Here is a 16261-nt window from a genome sequence, read left to right as displayed (position 1 = left end):
TCTAGCGCCCCAGCATCCTGACATCGGCGATCGCACCGGCAATGGCCGAGGCCGCCGCACTCGCGGGGCTCGCCAGGTGCGTGCGTGCCCGTGGCCCCTGCCTGCCGACGAAGTTGCGGTTCGAGGTCGAGACCGAGCGCTGCCCGGGCGCCACCACCTCGCCATTGGCGGCAAGGCACATCGAGCAGCCCGGCTCGCGCCATTCGAAGCCGGCCTCGATGAAGATCTTGTCGAGCCCTTCGGCGACCGCCTCGCGCTTGACGTTCTCCGAGCCCGGCACCACCCAGGCGCGGACCCCGGCGGCAACCTTGCGGCCGCGCGCGACCTCGGCCGCGGCACGCAGATCGCTGAGCCGGCTGTTGGTGCAGGAGCCAATGAACACCCAGTCGACCGGCGTGCCGGCGATCGGCGCACCGCCTTGCAGGCCCATATACTCGAGCGCGGTCTCGATCGCGGCGCGCCGCGCCGGATCGTCGACCGACTGCGGATCGGGAATGAGGCCATCGACGCCGACGACGTGCTCGGGGCTGATGCCCCAGGTCACCTGCGGGATGATCTTTTCGACATCGATCACGACCTCGCGGTCGAACACCGCATCGGGATCGCTCGGCAGTTCGCGCCACGCCTTGACCGCGAGATCCCACATCCCGCCCTGCGGCGCATAGGGACGGCCGCACAGGAATTCGAATGTCTTCTCGTCGGGCGCCACCATGCCCATCTTGGCGCCGAGCTCGATCGAGAGGTTGCAGATCGTCAGCCGTCCTTCGATCGGCAGTTCGCGGATCGCACTGCCGGCATATTCGACCGCGTAGCCGGTGCCGCCGGCCGCACCGATATGCCCGATCAGTGCGAGGATCATGTCCTTGGCGGTGACGCCGAGCGGCAGCTTGCCCTCGAAGCGCGCGCGCAGCGTCTTCGGACGCTTCTGGATCAGCGCCTGCGTCGCCAGCACGTGGGTGAGCTCGCTCGACCCGATGCCGAAGGCGAGCGCGCCGAGGCCGCCATGGGTGCAGGTGTGGCTGTCGCCGCAGACGATCGTCGCGCCCGGCAGGCTCAAGCCGAGCTCCGGCCCGATGACATGGACGATGCCCTGGCCGGGCTGATCGACATCGAACAGCGTGATGCCGCTCGCCGCCGTCTCGGTCCGCAGCGCGGCCAGCAATTCCTGTCCGATCTTGCTGGTTCCGGCGCGGCCGGGCGCCGTCGACAACGCATGATCCGGCGTCGCAAACGTCAGTTCGGGATTGTGAACCTTGAGGCCACGGCTCTTGAGATCGAGCAGGCCGCGCGAGCCGCCGAGATCGTGCAGCAGATGGCGGTCGATATGAAGGAGGTCCGTGTCCTCGCTGAGGCGGGCGATGACATGCTGGTCCCAGATCTTCTCGAGCAAACTCCGTCCGGGCATCCGCCTTCCCCTGCTCTCCGCGTTTCCATGCGGCTTGATCGAATTGGCGCCAATCTGTGCCAAAGTTGTCGTCAAGTGAAGCAGTTTTGCCCTAACATCACATATGTGATGGAGGCGCGGTCGTTGCCCCGCCGCGGAGACAGCCATGCCGAACGCGAACAAGACGGCCATCGTCAAATCGGCCATGCGGTCGTTTGCGGTTCTGGAGTTCTTTCGGGAAAGAAAGCGGGCTGCTTCCGTGACCGAGATAGCTGCCGCGCTGGAGATGCCTCAATCGAGCACGTCAGTGCTGCTTCGCAGTCTCGTCGAACTGAACTACCTTGAATACGACCGACGAACCCGGCGTTTCATCCCCAGCTACCGGGTCAATCTGCTTGGCGATTGGATCCGTCGTTCTCCGTTCCGTGACACAAAGCTCACCGATCTGATGGAGGAACTCTGGACCGCGACGGGCGGCGAAACCGTCATGCTTGGACAACAGGCTGGCGCCGCCGGGATGCGGTATCTGCACGTTGTCCCCGGCGGCAATCAGCTTCAGTTCATTGCAAATGCCGGTCAAATCCGACCGATGGTTCGCACCGCGCTCGGACACGTGCTGCTGAGCCAGATGCCGAACACCAAAATTCGCGGCATCATCCGTCGCAATAACGCCGAGGAGCCCAGTCAGTCGGCGCGCGTTCGCGAAGCGGCCTTTCTGGAAGAGGTCGAGCGCATCCGCCGCCGCGGCTTTTCCGAGTCGAGCGGCCGCACGACGCCGGGCGCAAACACAATCGGCATGCTCGTTCCCCTGCCGAAGCGACGCGCGCCGCTCGCGATCGGCATCGGCGGGCCAATCGAACGAATCGCGGCCAAGCGCGCGCAGATCATTGAAGTCATGCAGAGCCGGCTGAAAGAACTGACGGATGTGGCGCCGTAGCCCGGATGGAGCCAACGGGTCGCGCGAACGCGCGCCCGATCACAGGCTCCGCGCAATCCGGGCTACAAATGCGGGTCGAAATTCCTACGACGCCAGCGCTTCCTCCGGCATGACGGCCGACAGATGCTGGCTCTCGGCCACGGCGCGGTTGGTGATGCGGCCGCGATGGACGTTGAGGCCGGCGCGCAGATGCGGATCCTCGACCAGCGCGCGCAGTCCCTTCGAGGCCAGCGCCAGGCCAAATGGCAAGGTGGCGTGGTTGAGCGCGTGGCTCGAGGTCACCGGCACCGCACCCGGCATGTTGGCGACGCAATAATGCACGATGTCGTCGACCAGGTAGGTCGGCGCCTGGTGCGTGGTCGCCTTCGAGGTCTCGAAGCAGCCGCCCTGGTCGATCGCGACGTCGACCAGCACCGCACGGCGCTTCATGCCTGCGAGCTGTGCGCGCGAGACAAGTTTCGGCGCGCTGGCGCCGGGCACCAGCACCGCGCCGATCACAACGTCAGCCGCGAAAACCTCCTGCTCGATCGCTTCCAGCGTGGCGTAGCGGGTGCGGACGCGGCCGAGGAAGAGGTCGTCGAGCGCGCGGAGCCGCGGCAATGAGCGGTCGAGGATGGTGACGTCGCTGCCGAGGCCTGCTGCCATCCGTGCCGCGTGGGTGCCGACCACGCCGCCGCCGATGATCGCAACGCGCGCCGGCGGAACGCCTGGCACGCCACCGAGCAGCTTGCCCATGCCGTCGGCGGATTTGCGCAGCGCAGCGCCGGCGGCCTCGATCGCGAGCCGGCCCGCGACTTCGCTCATTGGCGCGAGCAGCGGCAGCCCGCCATGTGCATCGGTCACAGTCTCATAGGCGACCGCCGTGCAGCCGGAGGCGATCAGCCCCGTGGTCTGCGGCACGTCGGGCGCGAGATGCAGATAGGTGAAGAGGATCTGGCCCTCGCGCAGCCTGCTCCATTCGGACGGCTGCGGCTCCTTCACCTTGACGACCATCTCGGCGACCGCGAACACCTCCTCGGCGGTGTCGGCAATCCGTGCGCCGGCCTGGGTGTAGACGTCATCGCCGGCACCGATGCCGTCACCGGCGCCGCGCTGGACCACGACCTCGTGGCCGTGCGCCACATATTCCCGCACCGAGGCAGGCGTCAGCCCGACCCGATATTCCTCGACCTTGATTTCCTTGGGCACGCCGATGCGCATGGTCCGCTCCTTGAAGGATTCGTTTCCCTTAGCCTCAAGGCTATTCCTCGTCACACGGTGTTTCTCAGCGAATTCCGGCTTGTGCACATGCGGATACGCCCATATCCTTCGTTTCCAGCTCAGCCTTCGAAGGAAAACTGCGTGGACGGTCTCGATCGTATCGATCTCAGAATCCTTGCCGAGCTGGTCGCCGATGCGCGCGCCAGCCAGATCGAGCTCGCCGAGAAGGTCGGGCTGTCGCCGACCGCCTGCGCGCGGCGCATCCGTCATCTCGAGGAGATCGGCGTGATCCGCGGCTACCGTGTCGACCTCGAGCCGACAGCGCTTGGCCTGGTGACCACCGTCGTCGTCACCATCACGCTGGAGAAGCAGAGCGAGGATTATCTCGCAGCCTTCGAGGCCGCGATCGCGCGCTGCCCCGACGTCGTGTCCTGCCATCTGATGTCGGGCAGCGACGATTATCATTTGCAGGTCATCGCCCGCGACATCGCCGACTTCGAGCGCATCCACAAGCAGCATCTGTCGCGGATGCCGGGCGTCGCCCGCATCCATTCCAGCTTCGCGATGCGCGAGGTGGTCCGCCGCACCATTCCGGAGACCGCGCTGCGCGGCTGAAGGCCGATCGCCGCGTCAGGACGGATGGCGGCTCGCGCGCGGCCACATCCGCGCCAGCGTCTCGTCCTTCTTGACGACGACATGCCAGAGCGTCGCGGCGATATGCAGCGCGACCACCGCATAAACGAAGTAGGCAAGCAGGCCATGCGTGAGCTCGCCGGCCTCCGCGACCGCCTTGTTGTCGGCGAACAGGCGCGGCCAACTGAAGGTCCAGAAATAGCGCAGCGAATAGCCGCCGGCCGACGAGAACATGTATCCGGTCACCGGCATCACGAACAGGATGGCGTGGAGCGCCCAGTGATTGAGCCGTGCCGCGATCCTGACCAGCGGTGAGAACGAGCCCGGCTCCGGCGGCGCCGTGGTCGCGGCCCGCACCATCAGCCGTAGGATCGCAAGGAAGAACAGCGTGACGCCGAGCGACTTGTGCACCTCGAGCAGTTCGCGCCGCGGCGACGTCCCCGCCGGCTGCAGCCCGCAATAGAGCCCGATCAGCATTGCCGCGATGAACAGCACCGCCGTCGCCCAGTGAATCCGGCGCAACAGCGGATCGTAGCTGGCCGTCATGTCCGTCGTCACGAGGCGCCTTCGGTTGAAGCCAGCCCGTGCGGGTTCGGCCCGAAAAAGGAAGGCCGTTCAATAGATGATCGCGCGACGCCTGCCTACCCGGCGCGGGCGTTGACTTCGATCACTATCGCGAAGGCTGGAGGGTCTGGTCTCTCCCATCGTCATTCCGGGATGCGCCGAAGGCGCAGGCCCGGAATCCATCGGGCCGCCGTGCTGCGGTTGAATGGATTCCGGGCTCGCGCTTCGCGCGCCCCGGAATGACGAGAGGAGGTTTCGTGGGCCGCTCACTGTCACAAACGCCGCGCTGTCACAAACGCTGTCACAATCGGAGCCGCCCGGCCCCCGGGGCCACACGCATTTTTTAGTCGTGATTCGCTGCCTTCTATGACAGAATTACTACAATTCAATATCAGTTCGGTTACACGCGGAGCGGTGAATGAGCATGGAGTGGCGGGCGCGGCCGGTTTCGCTGGCTTGGTCGAATCCAGTGGTCCGGTGGTGGGGCTTCCTGAGCCTCGTGAGCGCCGCCAACATCGCGATCTGGTTCGCGCTGTACCGCCAGTTCCATGAGCAGTCGAGCGGCAGCTTCAGCAACACGTCCGGCATCGGCCTGATGCTGCTGCTCTGCGCGGCCTATGTGTTCGGCTGCGCGTTCCGCTCGGTGCTGCCGCGCGCCGACGTGCAGCGCATCTGCCTGTTCGACACCTGGCTGTCGAGCGTCGTGGTCGGCCGCACCGTCGCCACCGTCGCCGAGGTCTGCTTCGCCGCGCAATGGGCGATCATCCTGTATCAACTCGGCACCATGACCGGCGCCGAGACTACCATCAACATCGCCTGGATCATCGTGCCGCTGATCGTGATCGCGGAATGCTTCTCCTGGTATGCGGTGCTGACCACCCATTATCTCTGCAACGCGATCGAGAACTCGATCTGGGCGGTGGTGTTCTTCCTGGTCGGGATCGCGCTGTGCCGGCTGCTGCCCGAGTTTCACGGCCCGGTGCGCTGGGCCCTCATCGTCGCGATCGTCGGCATCGCCGCCTTCCTCGCCTTCCTGATGACCGTCGACGTCCCGATGTATCTGAACCGCTGGCGCGCCAATCTCGCCGCCGGCGGCACCCTGCTGCATCCGCTCGAGGGCCTGCGCGACGTCAGCAGGCGGTGGGTCGTGACCCATGACATCGCTGAGTGGCGCGAGGAGATCGCCTGGATGTCGCTGTATTTCAGCATGGCGGTATGGTCGAGCCTTGCGCTCTGCGTCGGCTACTCGCTCGAGGACCAACTGCCGCGCTACCGCACCGAGCCTGCGATCCTCGCGACCACGCCGGCGATCGAAAGCACGACGCCGGCGGCGCAGCACACCGCAACGATCGACGCGGCGGCGCCGTCACGGAATTGAACGGCGGTCGCCGCGCGCGGCTTGTGGCCGTCAGCGCTTTCGGAGTAAAGGCTGGATCATCCCCGCTCATTCATCTGCGCGTTCCATGCCCCGCATCACCATCATCGAAACCGGGCTCGTCAGTCCGCAATTCCGCGAGCGCCACGGCAGCTATCCGCAGATGTTCCGGCGGATGGTGGCGACTTCAGATCCATCGATCGCCTGCGACGTCGTCAGCGTCGCCAACGGTGAGCCGCTTCCGGATCCAGCCACGTTGGATGCCATCCTGATCACGGGATCGGCAGCCGGCGTCTATGACGATGTCGCCTGGATCGCGCCGCTCGAAGCCTTCGTGCGCACAGCCCACGACACGCGCGTTCCGATGGTCGGTGTCTGCTTCGGCCATCAGCTGATCGCGCAGGCGCTCGGCGGCACCGTGCGCAAATCCGAGAAGGGCTGGGGCATCGGCCGCCACGTCTACCAGCTGGCGCCGGACAACGGGCTGCTCGCGGGCGAGACGATCGCGGCGGCCGCCTCGCATCAGGACCAGGTGATCACCCCGCCCGCTTCCGCGCGCACCATCATGGCGTCCGAGTTCACCCCGCATGCCGGGCTGCTCTATGCCAACGGCACGACGCTGTCGGTGCAGCCGCATCCGGAATTCAGCGCCGATTACGCCGACGCGCTGTGCGACCTGCGCCGCGGCCTCGCGCCCGACGCCGTGGTCGAAACCGCCAAGGCATCGCTCACCGCACCGCTCGACCACACCACGCTCGGCGGCGTGGTGACGCGCTTCCTCATGCGCCGCGGGCCTGAGTGAGACCCCTCAAGTCATGCTGCCCGGCATGAAGCAGCGCACGCGCGGGTGGCCGTCGATATAGTGCTTCCACACCATGGTTCGGCCGATCTTGTTCGGCTCGGTGATCAAGGCCTCGTCCGGCACCACGACCCATTCGTCGTCGATGTGCACGCGATAATGGCCGTGGTCCGATTCCCAGTCCGGATCGGCGACCACAGATCCGTCGGCGTCGGAACAGCATTGTCCGTAACCGCTGTGCAGGCTTTCAAACCAGGGTTTCAGAGGTGAATTGGCGTAGCGGCCGTCGTCGCGCGCCAGGGTCGGCGATGTCAACCACATCGTCCCAAGCAGTGCCGCACGCGTGATGGCGTGCATGGTGTAGTCTCCGCAAGTGTCGATCCAGCTGCGGGCGCGCATCACTTGCCGTTCGCCGGCGACATTGCCGTTGCCGGCGAAACACCACGAATCGGCGCCCCAGCACCTTGCATTGAAGTATGCAAGAGCGACGCCAGACTGCATTCCGGGAGACTACGGCCGACGAAAGTATGGGGCGCGGACCGCCTCGTGCCACGCACGGCAGGTCGCCTTCTCAGGCACGCGCGATCGCCTTCGGCACGGCTCGATCAGCGGATCGCCGCAGCGACCTCGGGGACCAGCGGCGGTGCGCTTCGCGACGCCGCCTGCAGCGCGCATTCGACGAAGCGTCGCGGCAAGAGCGAGGCGTTCGAACGCATCGCCACCAGCATGCGGCTCTCCGCATCCGGCGTGTCCAGCGCTTTCGCGACCACGTTCATGACGCCGGCCTGCTGGTAGCATGATGGCAAGATCGAAAGTCCGATCCCGGCCGCCACGAGGCTGAGCACCGTGCGCAGTTCATGCGCCTCCTGCGCGATCCGCGGCGCAAAGCCGGCGCGCCGGCACAGCATCGCCGCCTGGTCGCCGACGCCGCAGCCGCTCTCCGCCATGCCGACGAATTCGTGCTCGGCAAGGTCGGCAACGCTAAGCTTGCCGGGCGCTGCAGCCAGCGGATGATCGATCGGCAGGAACACCATCAAGCGGTCGCGCCAGACGACGTGAACCTGAAGATCGGCCGCCGGCCGGAAATCCAGCGGCGGCCGCATGATCGCGACGTCGAGCTCGGCGTCGGCGAGCGCCTGCAGCTGTTTCGCCGTCGACATGTGCCTGAGTTCGATCTTCACCCGCGGATAGCTGCCGCGGAAACCGCGGAACAGTTCGGCGAACATCTCGAGCATCGGAACCGAGTCGGTGAAGCCGACACGGACCGCACCGGCTTCCCCGCGCGCTGCGCGGCGCACGGTCTCCGACGCGAGGTCGAGCTCGCTGACGGCACGCCGTGCGTGCTCCAGCAGCAATTGGCCGGCCTGGGTGAGTTCGACCGCACGCCGCGTCCGCGACAACAGCTGGGTGCCGAGCTCCTCCTCCATCGCCTTGATCTGCGTGCTCAGCGGCGGCTGGCTGACATGCAGCCGCTTGGCGGCGCGGCTGAAGCTGAGCTCTTCGGCGACCGCGATGAAGTAGCGAAGCTGCCTGTAATCCATCGCTTATTCCGTTTCCCTATAAGTGATGGGTCAAAGCGGTATTTGACCTCCCACGGCCGTTTCCCGATCTTGGCGGCAAAACGCCGATGCTCCAAGGGGCAACACGCGCAGCCGGTCAGCCATGCGAAATCGCCGCGAATAACAGGCGCTCCGCCCGGTTCGGATCACAAGCGCGATAACAAGAAGCAAGGAGGATTCCAATGGGCCAAGCGTCCGTCAGCGAGCTCGAACAGCAAACCATCCGCCGGGTCTATTGGCGGCTGATCCCGATCCTCTTCGCCATGATGTTCTTCAACTATCTCGACCGCATCAATCTCGGCTACGCCGGCCTGACGATGAACAAGGATCTCGGCCTCAGCCCCGCGATCTTCGGCTTTGCCGCCAGCATCTTCTTCCTCGGCTACATGGTGCTCGAGGTGCCGAGCAATTTGATGCTGCACTGGCTCGGGGCCCGGATTTGGCTGGCGCGGATCCTGGTCACCTGGGGCCTCGTCGCTACGCTGACCGCCTTTGTCTGGAATCCGCTCAGCCTCTATGTGATGCGGTTCGGCCTCGGCGTCGCGGAAGCCGGCTTCATGCCCGGCGTGGTGCTTTATCTGACCTATTGGTTCCCCGCGCGCTATCGCGCCCGCGCGGTCGCCGGCTACATCATCGCCGGCTCGTTCTCCGCGGTGCTGGGCGGGCCGATCTCGACCAGCATCATGACCTTCCTCGACGGCGCGTCCGGCCTGCATGGCTGGCAATGGATGTTCATCGCCGAGGGCGTGCCGACCATTCTGCTCGGCCTGTTCACGCTCTATTATCTGACCGACCGTCCCGCCAAGGCGAACTGGCTCACCAAAGAGCAGGCCGCCTGGCTGGAAGGCGAGCTCGCCGCCGAGCGGGCCGAGATCGAACAACAGGGGCAGCACAGGTTGATCGAATGCGTGCTCGATATCAGGGTCTGGCTGCTGGCGGCGCTGTTCGGCTGCGCGCTGGTCGGGATCTATGGCCTGCTGCTGTGGCTGCCGCAGATCATCAAGGGCATGGGCAATCTCAGCAACATCGAGGTCGGCTTCCTGTCGGCGATCCCGCCGCTGCTCGGCGTCGTCGGCACCATCGTGGTCAACCGCAGCTCGGACAAGACCGGCGACCGCAAGTTTCATCTCGCGGCCGTCTATCTGCTCGCCGCCGTCGCCATGCTCGGCAGCGCCTATGTCGCGAGCCCGGTGCTGGCCTTCGTGTTCCTCTGCATCGTCGGCTTCAGCCTGAACGCCGGCAATCCGCTGTTCTGGAGCATCAACGCCTCGCTGCTGACCGGCGCGGCCGGCGCCGCCGCGATCGCCATGGTCAACACGCTGGCGCAGTTCGGCGGGCTGATCGGCCCGTGGTGCATCGGGCTGATCAAGGACTCCACCGGAAGCTTCTCCTGGGCGCTGGTCGGCATCGCCGGCTTCCTGTTCGTCGCTTCCGCCATCGCCGCCACCATGCGCGTCAAACCGCGCGAGACGGAATTGACGGGCGCGATCCCGTCATCCGCCGCACACTGAAAAACCTACTAAGGACGCAACCATGATCATCGACTGTCACGGCCATTACACCACCGAGCCGGCCAAGCTGCAGATCTTCCGCGACAAGCAGCTCGCCGGCCTCGCCGATAAATCACGCCGGCCGCTCACCACCAATCTCGGCATCACCGACGACGAGATCCGCACCAGCGTCGAGGGTGCGCAGCTCCGCCTGCAGAAGGAGCGCGGCACCGACGTCACCATCTTCTCGCCGCGCGCCGCCGGCATGGCGCATCATGTCGGCAAGGAAGCAACCAGCCGCGAATGGACCACGATCTGCAACGACCTGGTGCACCGGGTCTGCACGCTGTTTCCGCAGAACTTCGTCCCCGTCTGCCAGCTGCCGCAGAGCCCGGGCGTGCAGCCCAAAAACTGCATCGAGGAGCTCGAGCGTTGCGTGACCCAGCTCGGCTTCGTCGGCTGCAACCTCAATCCCGATCCCGCCGGCGGCTATTGGTGCGATCCGCCGCTATCAGATGAATGGTGGTATCCTCTGTATGAGAAGATGGTCGAGCTCGACGTACCGGCGATGGTCCATGTCTCTTCGTCCTGCAATCCGTGCTTCCATGGCACCGGCGCGCACTACCTCAACGGCGACACCACCGCCTTCATGCAGTTCCTGACCTCTGACCTGTTCAAGCGCTTCCCGACCCTGCGGTTCATCATCCCGCATGGCGGCGGCGCGGTGCCCTATCACTGGGGCCGCTACCGCGGCCTCGCACAGGACATGAAGCTGCCGCCGCTGTCGGAGCATCTGTTGAAGAACGTGTTCTTCGACACCTGCGTCTATCATCTCCCCGGCATCGAGCTGTTGACCCGTGTGATCCCGGTCGAGAACATCCTGTTTGCTTCCGAGATGGTCGGCGCGGTGCGCGGCATCGACCCTGAAACGGGACATCACTTCGACGATACCCGCCGCTACATCGATGCGCTGCCGCTGAGCGCTGCGGACAAGGCCAAGATCTTCGAGGGCAACGCCCGCCGCGTCTATCCCCGCCTCAACGCCCATCTCGACCGCCGCGCACATTGAACGCCCGCGCCGACAACACACCGGAGAACACCGATGGCCATAGGATTTGCAATTCACAAGGCGAAGCGGAAAGTGTCGCCCGACCTCGTCGCGCGCTACCGCACGCTGCCGGTCGCCAATATCAGCGATGTGATGTCGCGGATCGCGGGCACCAACCGGCTGCGGCCGATGCATGCGGGCGGCTGGCTCGGCGGCCCGGCGCTGACGGTGAAGACCCGGCCCGGCGACAATCTGATGGTGCACAAGGCGATCGACCTGGCCCAGCCGGGCGACGTGATCGTGGTCGACGCCGGCGGTGTCCTGGTCAACGCCATCATCGGCGAGATCATGTCGACGCTGGCGGAGAAGAAGGGCGTCGCGGGCTTCGTGATCGACGGCTCGATCCGCGATGCCGGCGCGATCCGCGCCGGATCGTTCCCGGTGTTCGCCGCCGGCGTCGCCCATCGCGGCCCCTACAAGGACGGCCCGGGCGAGATCAATTGCACGATCTCGATGGACGGCATGATCGTCGAGCCCGGCGATCTCATCGTGGCCGACGATGACGGCGTGCTCTGCGTGCCGCATGACGACGCCGAGGCCGTCTGCAAGCTGACCGAGGCCAAGAAGGCAACCGAGGAGAAGGCCATCCAGCAAATCCTCGCCGGTACCAGCGACCGCCGCTGGGTCGATGAGGCCCTGCACCGGCTCGGCTGCGAGTTCAAGGACTGACCTGCCGCCGCTGCCCAGGAGGCGGAATGCCTGCCTCTTGGGCATAAGTGTCCACACCACCGGCGAAAATCGCCGCCGCGCGAACGGCTGGCGCGTCCGTCGACCGGCATCGGGAATTTTTCCCGATTGCAGATGGAAAAGAATCCCGAACCTCCGGGACACATCTTGTTTGCCAAAGCCAAAGCGCTCCCGCAGTCTCGAAGCCAAGGTTCGTCGGGGATAAAAGTCGAACCGGGACAACAGGGTGGGCGTTATGGCTGGTGCGTTGTTGCGTACGGCAACACGATTTTTGTCTGGTTCGGTCACGACGCGCGGCGCTGCGGCCGTGCTCACCGCCATCGGAGCCGCAGCGCCGCTGACGATGGTGCAGGCCCAAACCTCCGCCCCGACCGAACTGCCGCCCGTCACCGTGATTGCCCCTTCGCCGCTTTCGGGGACGCGCAGCATCAAGCCCGCCTCCCGGCCGGTGGCGCGGACCTCGCGATCCGCCCGAACCCGGGCCGCACCGGCCCAAACCGCGGCGGCGCCCGAGGGCGGCGCCGGCGTCCCGAGCCCCTCCGACCGCGACTCGAGCCTGCTTGACCGCGACAAGATCCCGTCCAACACCGAGGTGCTGACCTCGGCGGATTTCAGCCGCAACTATTCGACCAACTTTCTCGACTCGGTGAATCGCAAGCTGCCCGGCGTCACGCTGACCGACCAGACCGGCAACCCGTTCCAGCGCAATCTCGACTACCGCGGCTTCGTCGCCTCGCCGGTCCAGGGAACGCCGCAGGGCATCGCGGTCTATCAGAACGGCGTCCGCATCAACGAATCCTGGGGCGACGTGGTCAACTGGGATTTCATCCCGGAAAAGGCCATCGACCGGGTGTCGCTGGTGCCCAACAACCCAATCTTCGGCCTGAACGCAATCGGCGGTGCGCTCAGCATCCAGATGAAGAACGGCTTCACCTATCAGGGCTCCGAGGCGGAACTGTTCGGCGGCTCTTACGGGCGCGTGCAGGGCAGCGTGCAGGCCGGCGGCCAGAGGGACAACATCTCCGCCTATGCGGCGTTCGAATCCGCCTATGACCGCGGATGGCGCGATTACGCCAATCAGTCTCACGTCAACCGGATGTATGTCGACATCGGCGCGCGCAACGACGACACCGAATTCCACGTCAATTTCACCGGCGCCAGCAATCTGCTCGGCAACGTCGCCGCAACGCCGGTCGAGATGCTCAACCAGCGCTGGTCCAGCGTCTACACCTGGCCGCAGTCGACGCTGCTGCAGCTGGCCTTCGTCAACGCCACGCTGAGCCATAATTTCTCGGACACCTGGTCGTTCCAGGGCAACGCCTACTTCCGCGGCTTCCGACAGTCCCATGTCGACGGCAACGGCACCGACGTTGCGCCATGCGACGACCCCACCACTTTGTGCATCGGCGACGGCCTCCCGGTTTTCGGTCCGGCAGACGGTCCCGCAACTCCGAACACGCTGGGCAACGCTTTCCTCGGCGAGATCGACCGTAACCAGGTTGCGACCAACAGCTATGGTGGCACGGCCCAATTGACCAACGCGGACAGGCTGTTCGGGCACGACAACCACGTCGTGATGGGCGTCAGCGTCGACCATGGCAACACCAAGTTCACGGCGTCCAGCGAACTCGGAACGGTCGACCCGAACAACCTGTTCGTGACCGGCACCGGGGTCTTCATCAATCAGCCAGACGCCGGTCTCAGCCCGGTCGACCTGCGCGCCACCAACACCTACACCGGCGTCTATCTCACCGACACGTTCGATGTGACGAACCGGTTCTCGGTCACGGCCGGTGGACGGTTCAATTATGCCCAGATCGACCTGAAGGACCAGACCGGGACCAACGATCTGCTCAACAGCAGCAACCACTTCCAGCGCTTCAACCCGGTGATCGGCGGCACCTTCAAGATCACTCCCAACCTCACCGCCTATGCCGGCTATTCGGAGGCCAACCGCGCACCGACGCCGCTGGAACTCGGCTGCTCCGATCCCAACCATCCCTGCATGATCGACACCTTCCTGGTGGCCGATCCGCCGCTCAAGCAGGTGGTGTCGCACACCGTCGAGGCCGGCCTGCGCGGTAGCTGGGGCCGCGACGCCAGGACCGGCATGCTGAGCTGGGGCCTCGGCGTGTTCCACACCCTGTCCGACGACGACATCATCCAGGTGACGAGCCCGCTCGGCGTCAACAATTTCGGCTTCTTCCAGAATGCTGGGCAGACCTTGCGGCAGGGCATCGAGGCCAAGCTCGACTATCGCATCGATCGCTGGAACGCCTATGCCAACTACACCTATGTCGACGCCACCTATCGAAGCGCGGTTACACTGTCTTCGCCGAACAATCCGAATGCCCTGACCAACGACGCCGGCGCACAATTCGTCAACGTCATGCCGGGCGACCACATTCCGGGCATTCCCGCGCACCGCTTCAAGGCCGGCGTCGACTACAACGTGACCGATGCGTGGAAGGTCGGCGCCGACCTCAACGTCGTGGGTAGCCAGTGGATCATCCACGACGACACCAACCAGAGCCCGAAGGTGCCGGCCTACTCCGTCGTCAATCTGCACACGTCGTATCAGCTCACGAAGAACATCGAGGTGTTCGGCCTGATCAACAACGTATTCAACCAGCACTACTATCTGAGCGGCGCGTTCTACCAAACGGGCGGCTTTGCCAGCGCTGGCGGTCTGCCCAATTTGATGGCGCAGCTGAGCGATCCCCGCACCTTCGTGCCCGGCATGCCGCTCGCCGCCTATGCCGGCATCAGGGCGAAGTTCTAGGACGGTTTTCTGAGAAGCGACGCTACGCCACCGTCCCGCCGTCGACCGGCATCGCGATGCCGGTGACGAACGAGGCCTTGTCCGACAGCAGGAACACCGCAACCTCGGCGATCTCCTCCGGGCGCGCCGCACGGCCCATCGGATTGCGGGTGACCGCGGCCTTGATCAATTCCTCAGGATCGGCCTCGTTGTGGCCCGGCTGGTCGGGCCGGTTGACGAACACCCGCAGCATCGGCGTATCGATCGCGCCCGGGCAGATCGCATTGACGCGCACGCCGTCCTTGGCGTGACGCTTGGCGAGCGCCCGCGCGAGACCGATCACGCCGGCCTTGGCCGCCGAATAGGTCGGGCTCCATGGCGAGCCGACCAGGCCCGAGGTCGATGCGGTGAACAGGATGCTGCCCTTGCGCCGCGTCGTCATCTGCCCGAGCGCTGCATTGGTGGTGATCAGTTGCGAGCGCAGATTGAGATCGACGCTGAGATCCCAGCCTTCCAGATCGTCGATCACAGACGGACCGGGAATGCCGAGGTGATTCCAGACACAATCGAGCGCGCCGAACTCCTTCACGGTCGCAGCAACGATATCGCGCGAAAACTTGTCGTCGCGCAGATCGCCGGCCAGCGCCAGCGCACGTCCACCGCCCTTTTTGATCTTCTCGACCACCGCCTTCGCGCCGGCCTCGTTCTGGTCGACCACCGCGACCGCGGCACCCTCGCGTGCGAGAATGAGCGCGCCGGCGCGGCCGGCACCCGATGCCGCGGCGGTGACGAGTGCGATCTTGCCTTGCATGTCCATGGTACGATCCTGACTGTGCTCGCGAGCTCGAGCCTTCTTGGTTCTGATTGAAGTTCTGGTTGGATCAGGATCGCAACCCTGTGGTCTTGCGCTGACGCGCTACCGTCAGGCTGCGGGCTTCGCGCTAGCGGCCGCCGAACAGAACCGGAGACTGGCCGGGCAGCAGCTGCGAATGGATGTCGCTGTCCATGCGCTCCGCCCCTTGCTGGGTAAAACCAGCCCCGAACGACAGGGTGACATTCGAGGTCGGGCGGAACTCCAGTCCCGCACGTGCGGTATATCCGGCGTTGACGCCGGGATTGCCGCTGAACGGCGCCAGCGGACCACCGGCGCCGGGGGGATTGTATTTCAACGAGTCGAAGCCGGCGAAGAACGTCACCGGCGTATCGCCGACGCCCTTGAAATTGTAGCCGACCAGCGCGCCCTGATATTCGAGCGAGCCGAACGCCGCCGATTGACCGAGCGTGTTCCAGCCGACACGGCCGCCTTCGCCGCCGATGAACCAGCCATCCGGACGGCCGTTCAGATACGCGAAGTCGCCGCCTTGCGGGGCGGTGGCGTCAAAACCTGGAAAGTTGCCGTAGGTGTCCGCCTTCTGGCCATCGGCCAGGCTGCCGCCGAAGCCGAACAGCGAGCCCGGCGTCCAGTAGCGCACCGGGCCGGCCTGGGCATTGGCCTGCTGGGCGCCGAGACAGAGCACTGCGGCGGTGATGGCGAGACCGGATTTGCTTGCGAAGATCGACATTCGGGAGACCGTCACTTGTGCCCGCGAACTATACTCGTCGGAGGTCGACAATGCCAGCGCGGCTCTTGGCTGCGACGACCCCACCTCTTGCCAATCGCGCGGTCACCCCTTATGTACTCGCCTCCTTTTGTAGAAAGAGCGACCCAGGTTTCCAACATGCGGCAGTCACAGCGAGCATCGATGCTGATGACGGGAGGGCTAA

The 16261-nt window shown here is 65.4% G+C and carries 15 protein-coding genes; 8 read left to right on the top strand and 7 right to left on the bottom strand.

Translation table 11 applies throughout. From position 1 onward, the window contains the following. Position 1: 1 nt before the first annotated feature. Positions 2–1405: a 3-isopropylmalate dehydratase large subunit gene (leuC, locus tag ACVIGA_RS30655; protein ID WP_456668937.1), complete on the bottom strand. Its 1404-nt coding sequence runs from the start codon at positions 1403–1405 to the stop codon at positions 2–4. Between the two features lie 145 nt (positions 1406–1550). On the opposite strand from leuC, the gene ACVIGA_RS30650 reads away from it, so the two are divergent. Then, the gene (locus ACVIGA_RS30650) at positions 1551–2321 is read left to right on the top strand and encodes an IclR family transcriptional regulator (RefSeq protein ID WP_456668936.1); all 771 of its coding nucleotides are present in this window, start codon (positions 1551–1553) and stop codon (positions 2319–2321) included. A gap of 84 nt (positions 2322–2405) precedes the next feature. Here ACVIGA_RS30650 and ald read toward each other — a convergent pair whose 3' ends face one another. Then, a complete protein-coding gene (gene ald / locus ACVIGA_RS30645; RefSeq protein ID WP_456668935.1) occupies positions 2406–3521 on the bottom strand; it encodes an alanine dehydrogenase in 1116 nt (371 codons plus the stop codon). An 87-nt stretch (positions 3522–3608) separates the two neighbouring features. Here ald and ACVIGA_RS30640 point away from each other — a divergent pair, with 87 nt between their 5' ends. Beyond that, entirely contained in the window at positions 3609–4136 is a 528-nt protein-coding gene (locus ACVIGA_RS30640; RefSeq protein ID WP_456668934.1) for an Lrp/AsnC family transcriptional regulator, read from the top strand. 15 nt (positions 4137–4151) lie between these two features. Here ACVIGA_RS30640 and ACVIGA_RS30635 read toward each other — a convergent pair whose 3' ends face one another. Further along, positions 4152–4700 (bottom strand): cytochrome b, encoded by a 549-nt coding sequence (locus ACVIGA_RS30635; RefSeq protein ID WP_456668933.1) that lies wholly within the window; start codon positions 4698–4700, stop codon positions 4152–4154. Positions 4701–5142: 442 nt separating this feature from the next. Between ACVIGA_RS30635 and ACVIGA_RS30630 the strand changes: the two genes are divergently transcribed. Both ACVIGA_RS30630 and ACVIGA_RS30625 read left to right on the top strand, forming a co-directional pair. Beyond that, positions 5143–6096, top strand: a complete 954-nt coding sequence (locus tag ACVIGA_RS30630) for a hypothetical protein (protein ID WP_456670922.1) — start codon at positions 5143–5145, stop codon at positions 6094–6096. A gap of 85 nt (positions 6097–6181) precedes the next feature. Further along, complete coding sequence (locus ACVIGA_RS30625; RefSeq protein ID WP_456668932.1) at positions 6182–6895, top strand: type 1 glutamine amidotransferase; 714 nt, start codon at positions 6182–6184, stop codon at positions 6893–6895. A 6-nt stretch (positions 6896–6901) separates the two neighbouring features. Here ACVIGA_RS30625 and ACVIGA_RS30620 read toward each other — a convergent pair whose 3' ends face one another. Next, the gene (locus tag ACVIGA_RS30620) at positions 6902–7249 is read right to left on the bottom strand and encodes a hypothetical protein (protein ID WP_456668931.1); all 348 of its coding nucleotides are present in this window, start codon (positions 7247–7249) and stop codon (positions 6902–6904) included. A 248-nt stretch (positions 7250–7497) separates the two neighbouring features. Then, the gene (locus ACVIGA_RS30615) at positions 7498–8433 is read right to left on the bottom strand and encodes a LysR substrate-binding domain-containing protein (RefSeq protein ID WP_456668930.1); all 936 of its coding nucleotides are present in this window, start codon (positions 8431–8433) and stop codon (positions 7498–7500) included. 200 nt (positions 8434–8633) lie between these two features. Between ACVIGA_RS30615 and ACVIGA_RS30610 the strand changes: the two genes are divergently transcribed. The 4 genes from ACVIGA_RS30610 (at position 8634) to ACVIGA_RS30595 (ending at position 14518) form a co-directional block, all read left to right on the top strand. Further along, on the top strand, positions 8634–9962 hold the full coding sequence (locus tag ACVIGA_RS30610; protein WP_456668929.1) for an MFS transporter: 1329 nt from the start codon (positions 8634–8636) through the stop codon (positions 9960–9962). A 22-nt stretch (positions 9963–9984) separates the two neighbouring features. Continuing rightward, positions 9985–11010, top strand: a complete 1026-nt coding sequence (locus tag ACVIGA_RS30605; protein WP_456668928.1) for an amidohydrolase family protein — start codon at positions 9985–9987, stop codon at positions 11008–11010. A gap of 33 nt (positions 11011–11043) precedes the next feature. Next, a complete protein-coding gene (locus ACVIGA_RS30600) occupies positions 11044–11718 on the top strand; it encodes an RraA family protein (RefSeq protein WP_223969563.1) in 675 nt (224 codons plus the stop codon). Positions 11719–12043: 325 nt separating this feature from the next. Beyond that, positions 12044–14518, top strand: coding sequence for a TonB-dependent receptor (locus tag ACVIGA_RS30595; RefSeq protein WP_456668927.1), 2475 nt, complete (start codon positions 12044–12046; stop codon positions 14516–14518). Positions 14519–14540: 22 nt separating this feature from the next. On the opposite strand, the gene ACVIGA_RS30590 is transcribed toward ACVIGA_RS30595, so the two are convergent. Beyond that, on the bottom strand, positions 14541–15314 hold the full coding sequence (locus ACVIGA_RS30590; RefSeq protein WP_456668926.1) for an SDR family NAD(P)-dependent oxidoreductase: 774 nt from the start codon (positions 15312–15314) through the stop codon (positions 14541–14543). Positions 15315–15438: 124 nt separating this feature from the next. Further along, positions 15439–16059 carry a hypothetical protein gene (locus tag ACVIGA_RS30585; protein WP_456668925.1) on the bottom strand — a complete coding sequence of 207 codons (621 nt, stop codon included), beginning with the start codon at positions 16057–16059 and terminating at the stop codon, positions 15439–15441. Between the last annotated feature and the right edge of the window lie 202 nt (positions 16060–16261).

Source organism: Bradyrhizobium sp. USDA 3240 (assembly GCF_054063295.1).
The sequence above is the reverse complement of the archived record's forward strand: the minus strand, read 5'-3'. Positions and strand labels throughout refer to the sequence as shown.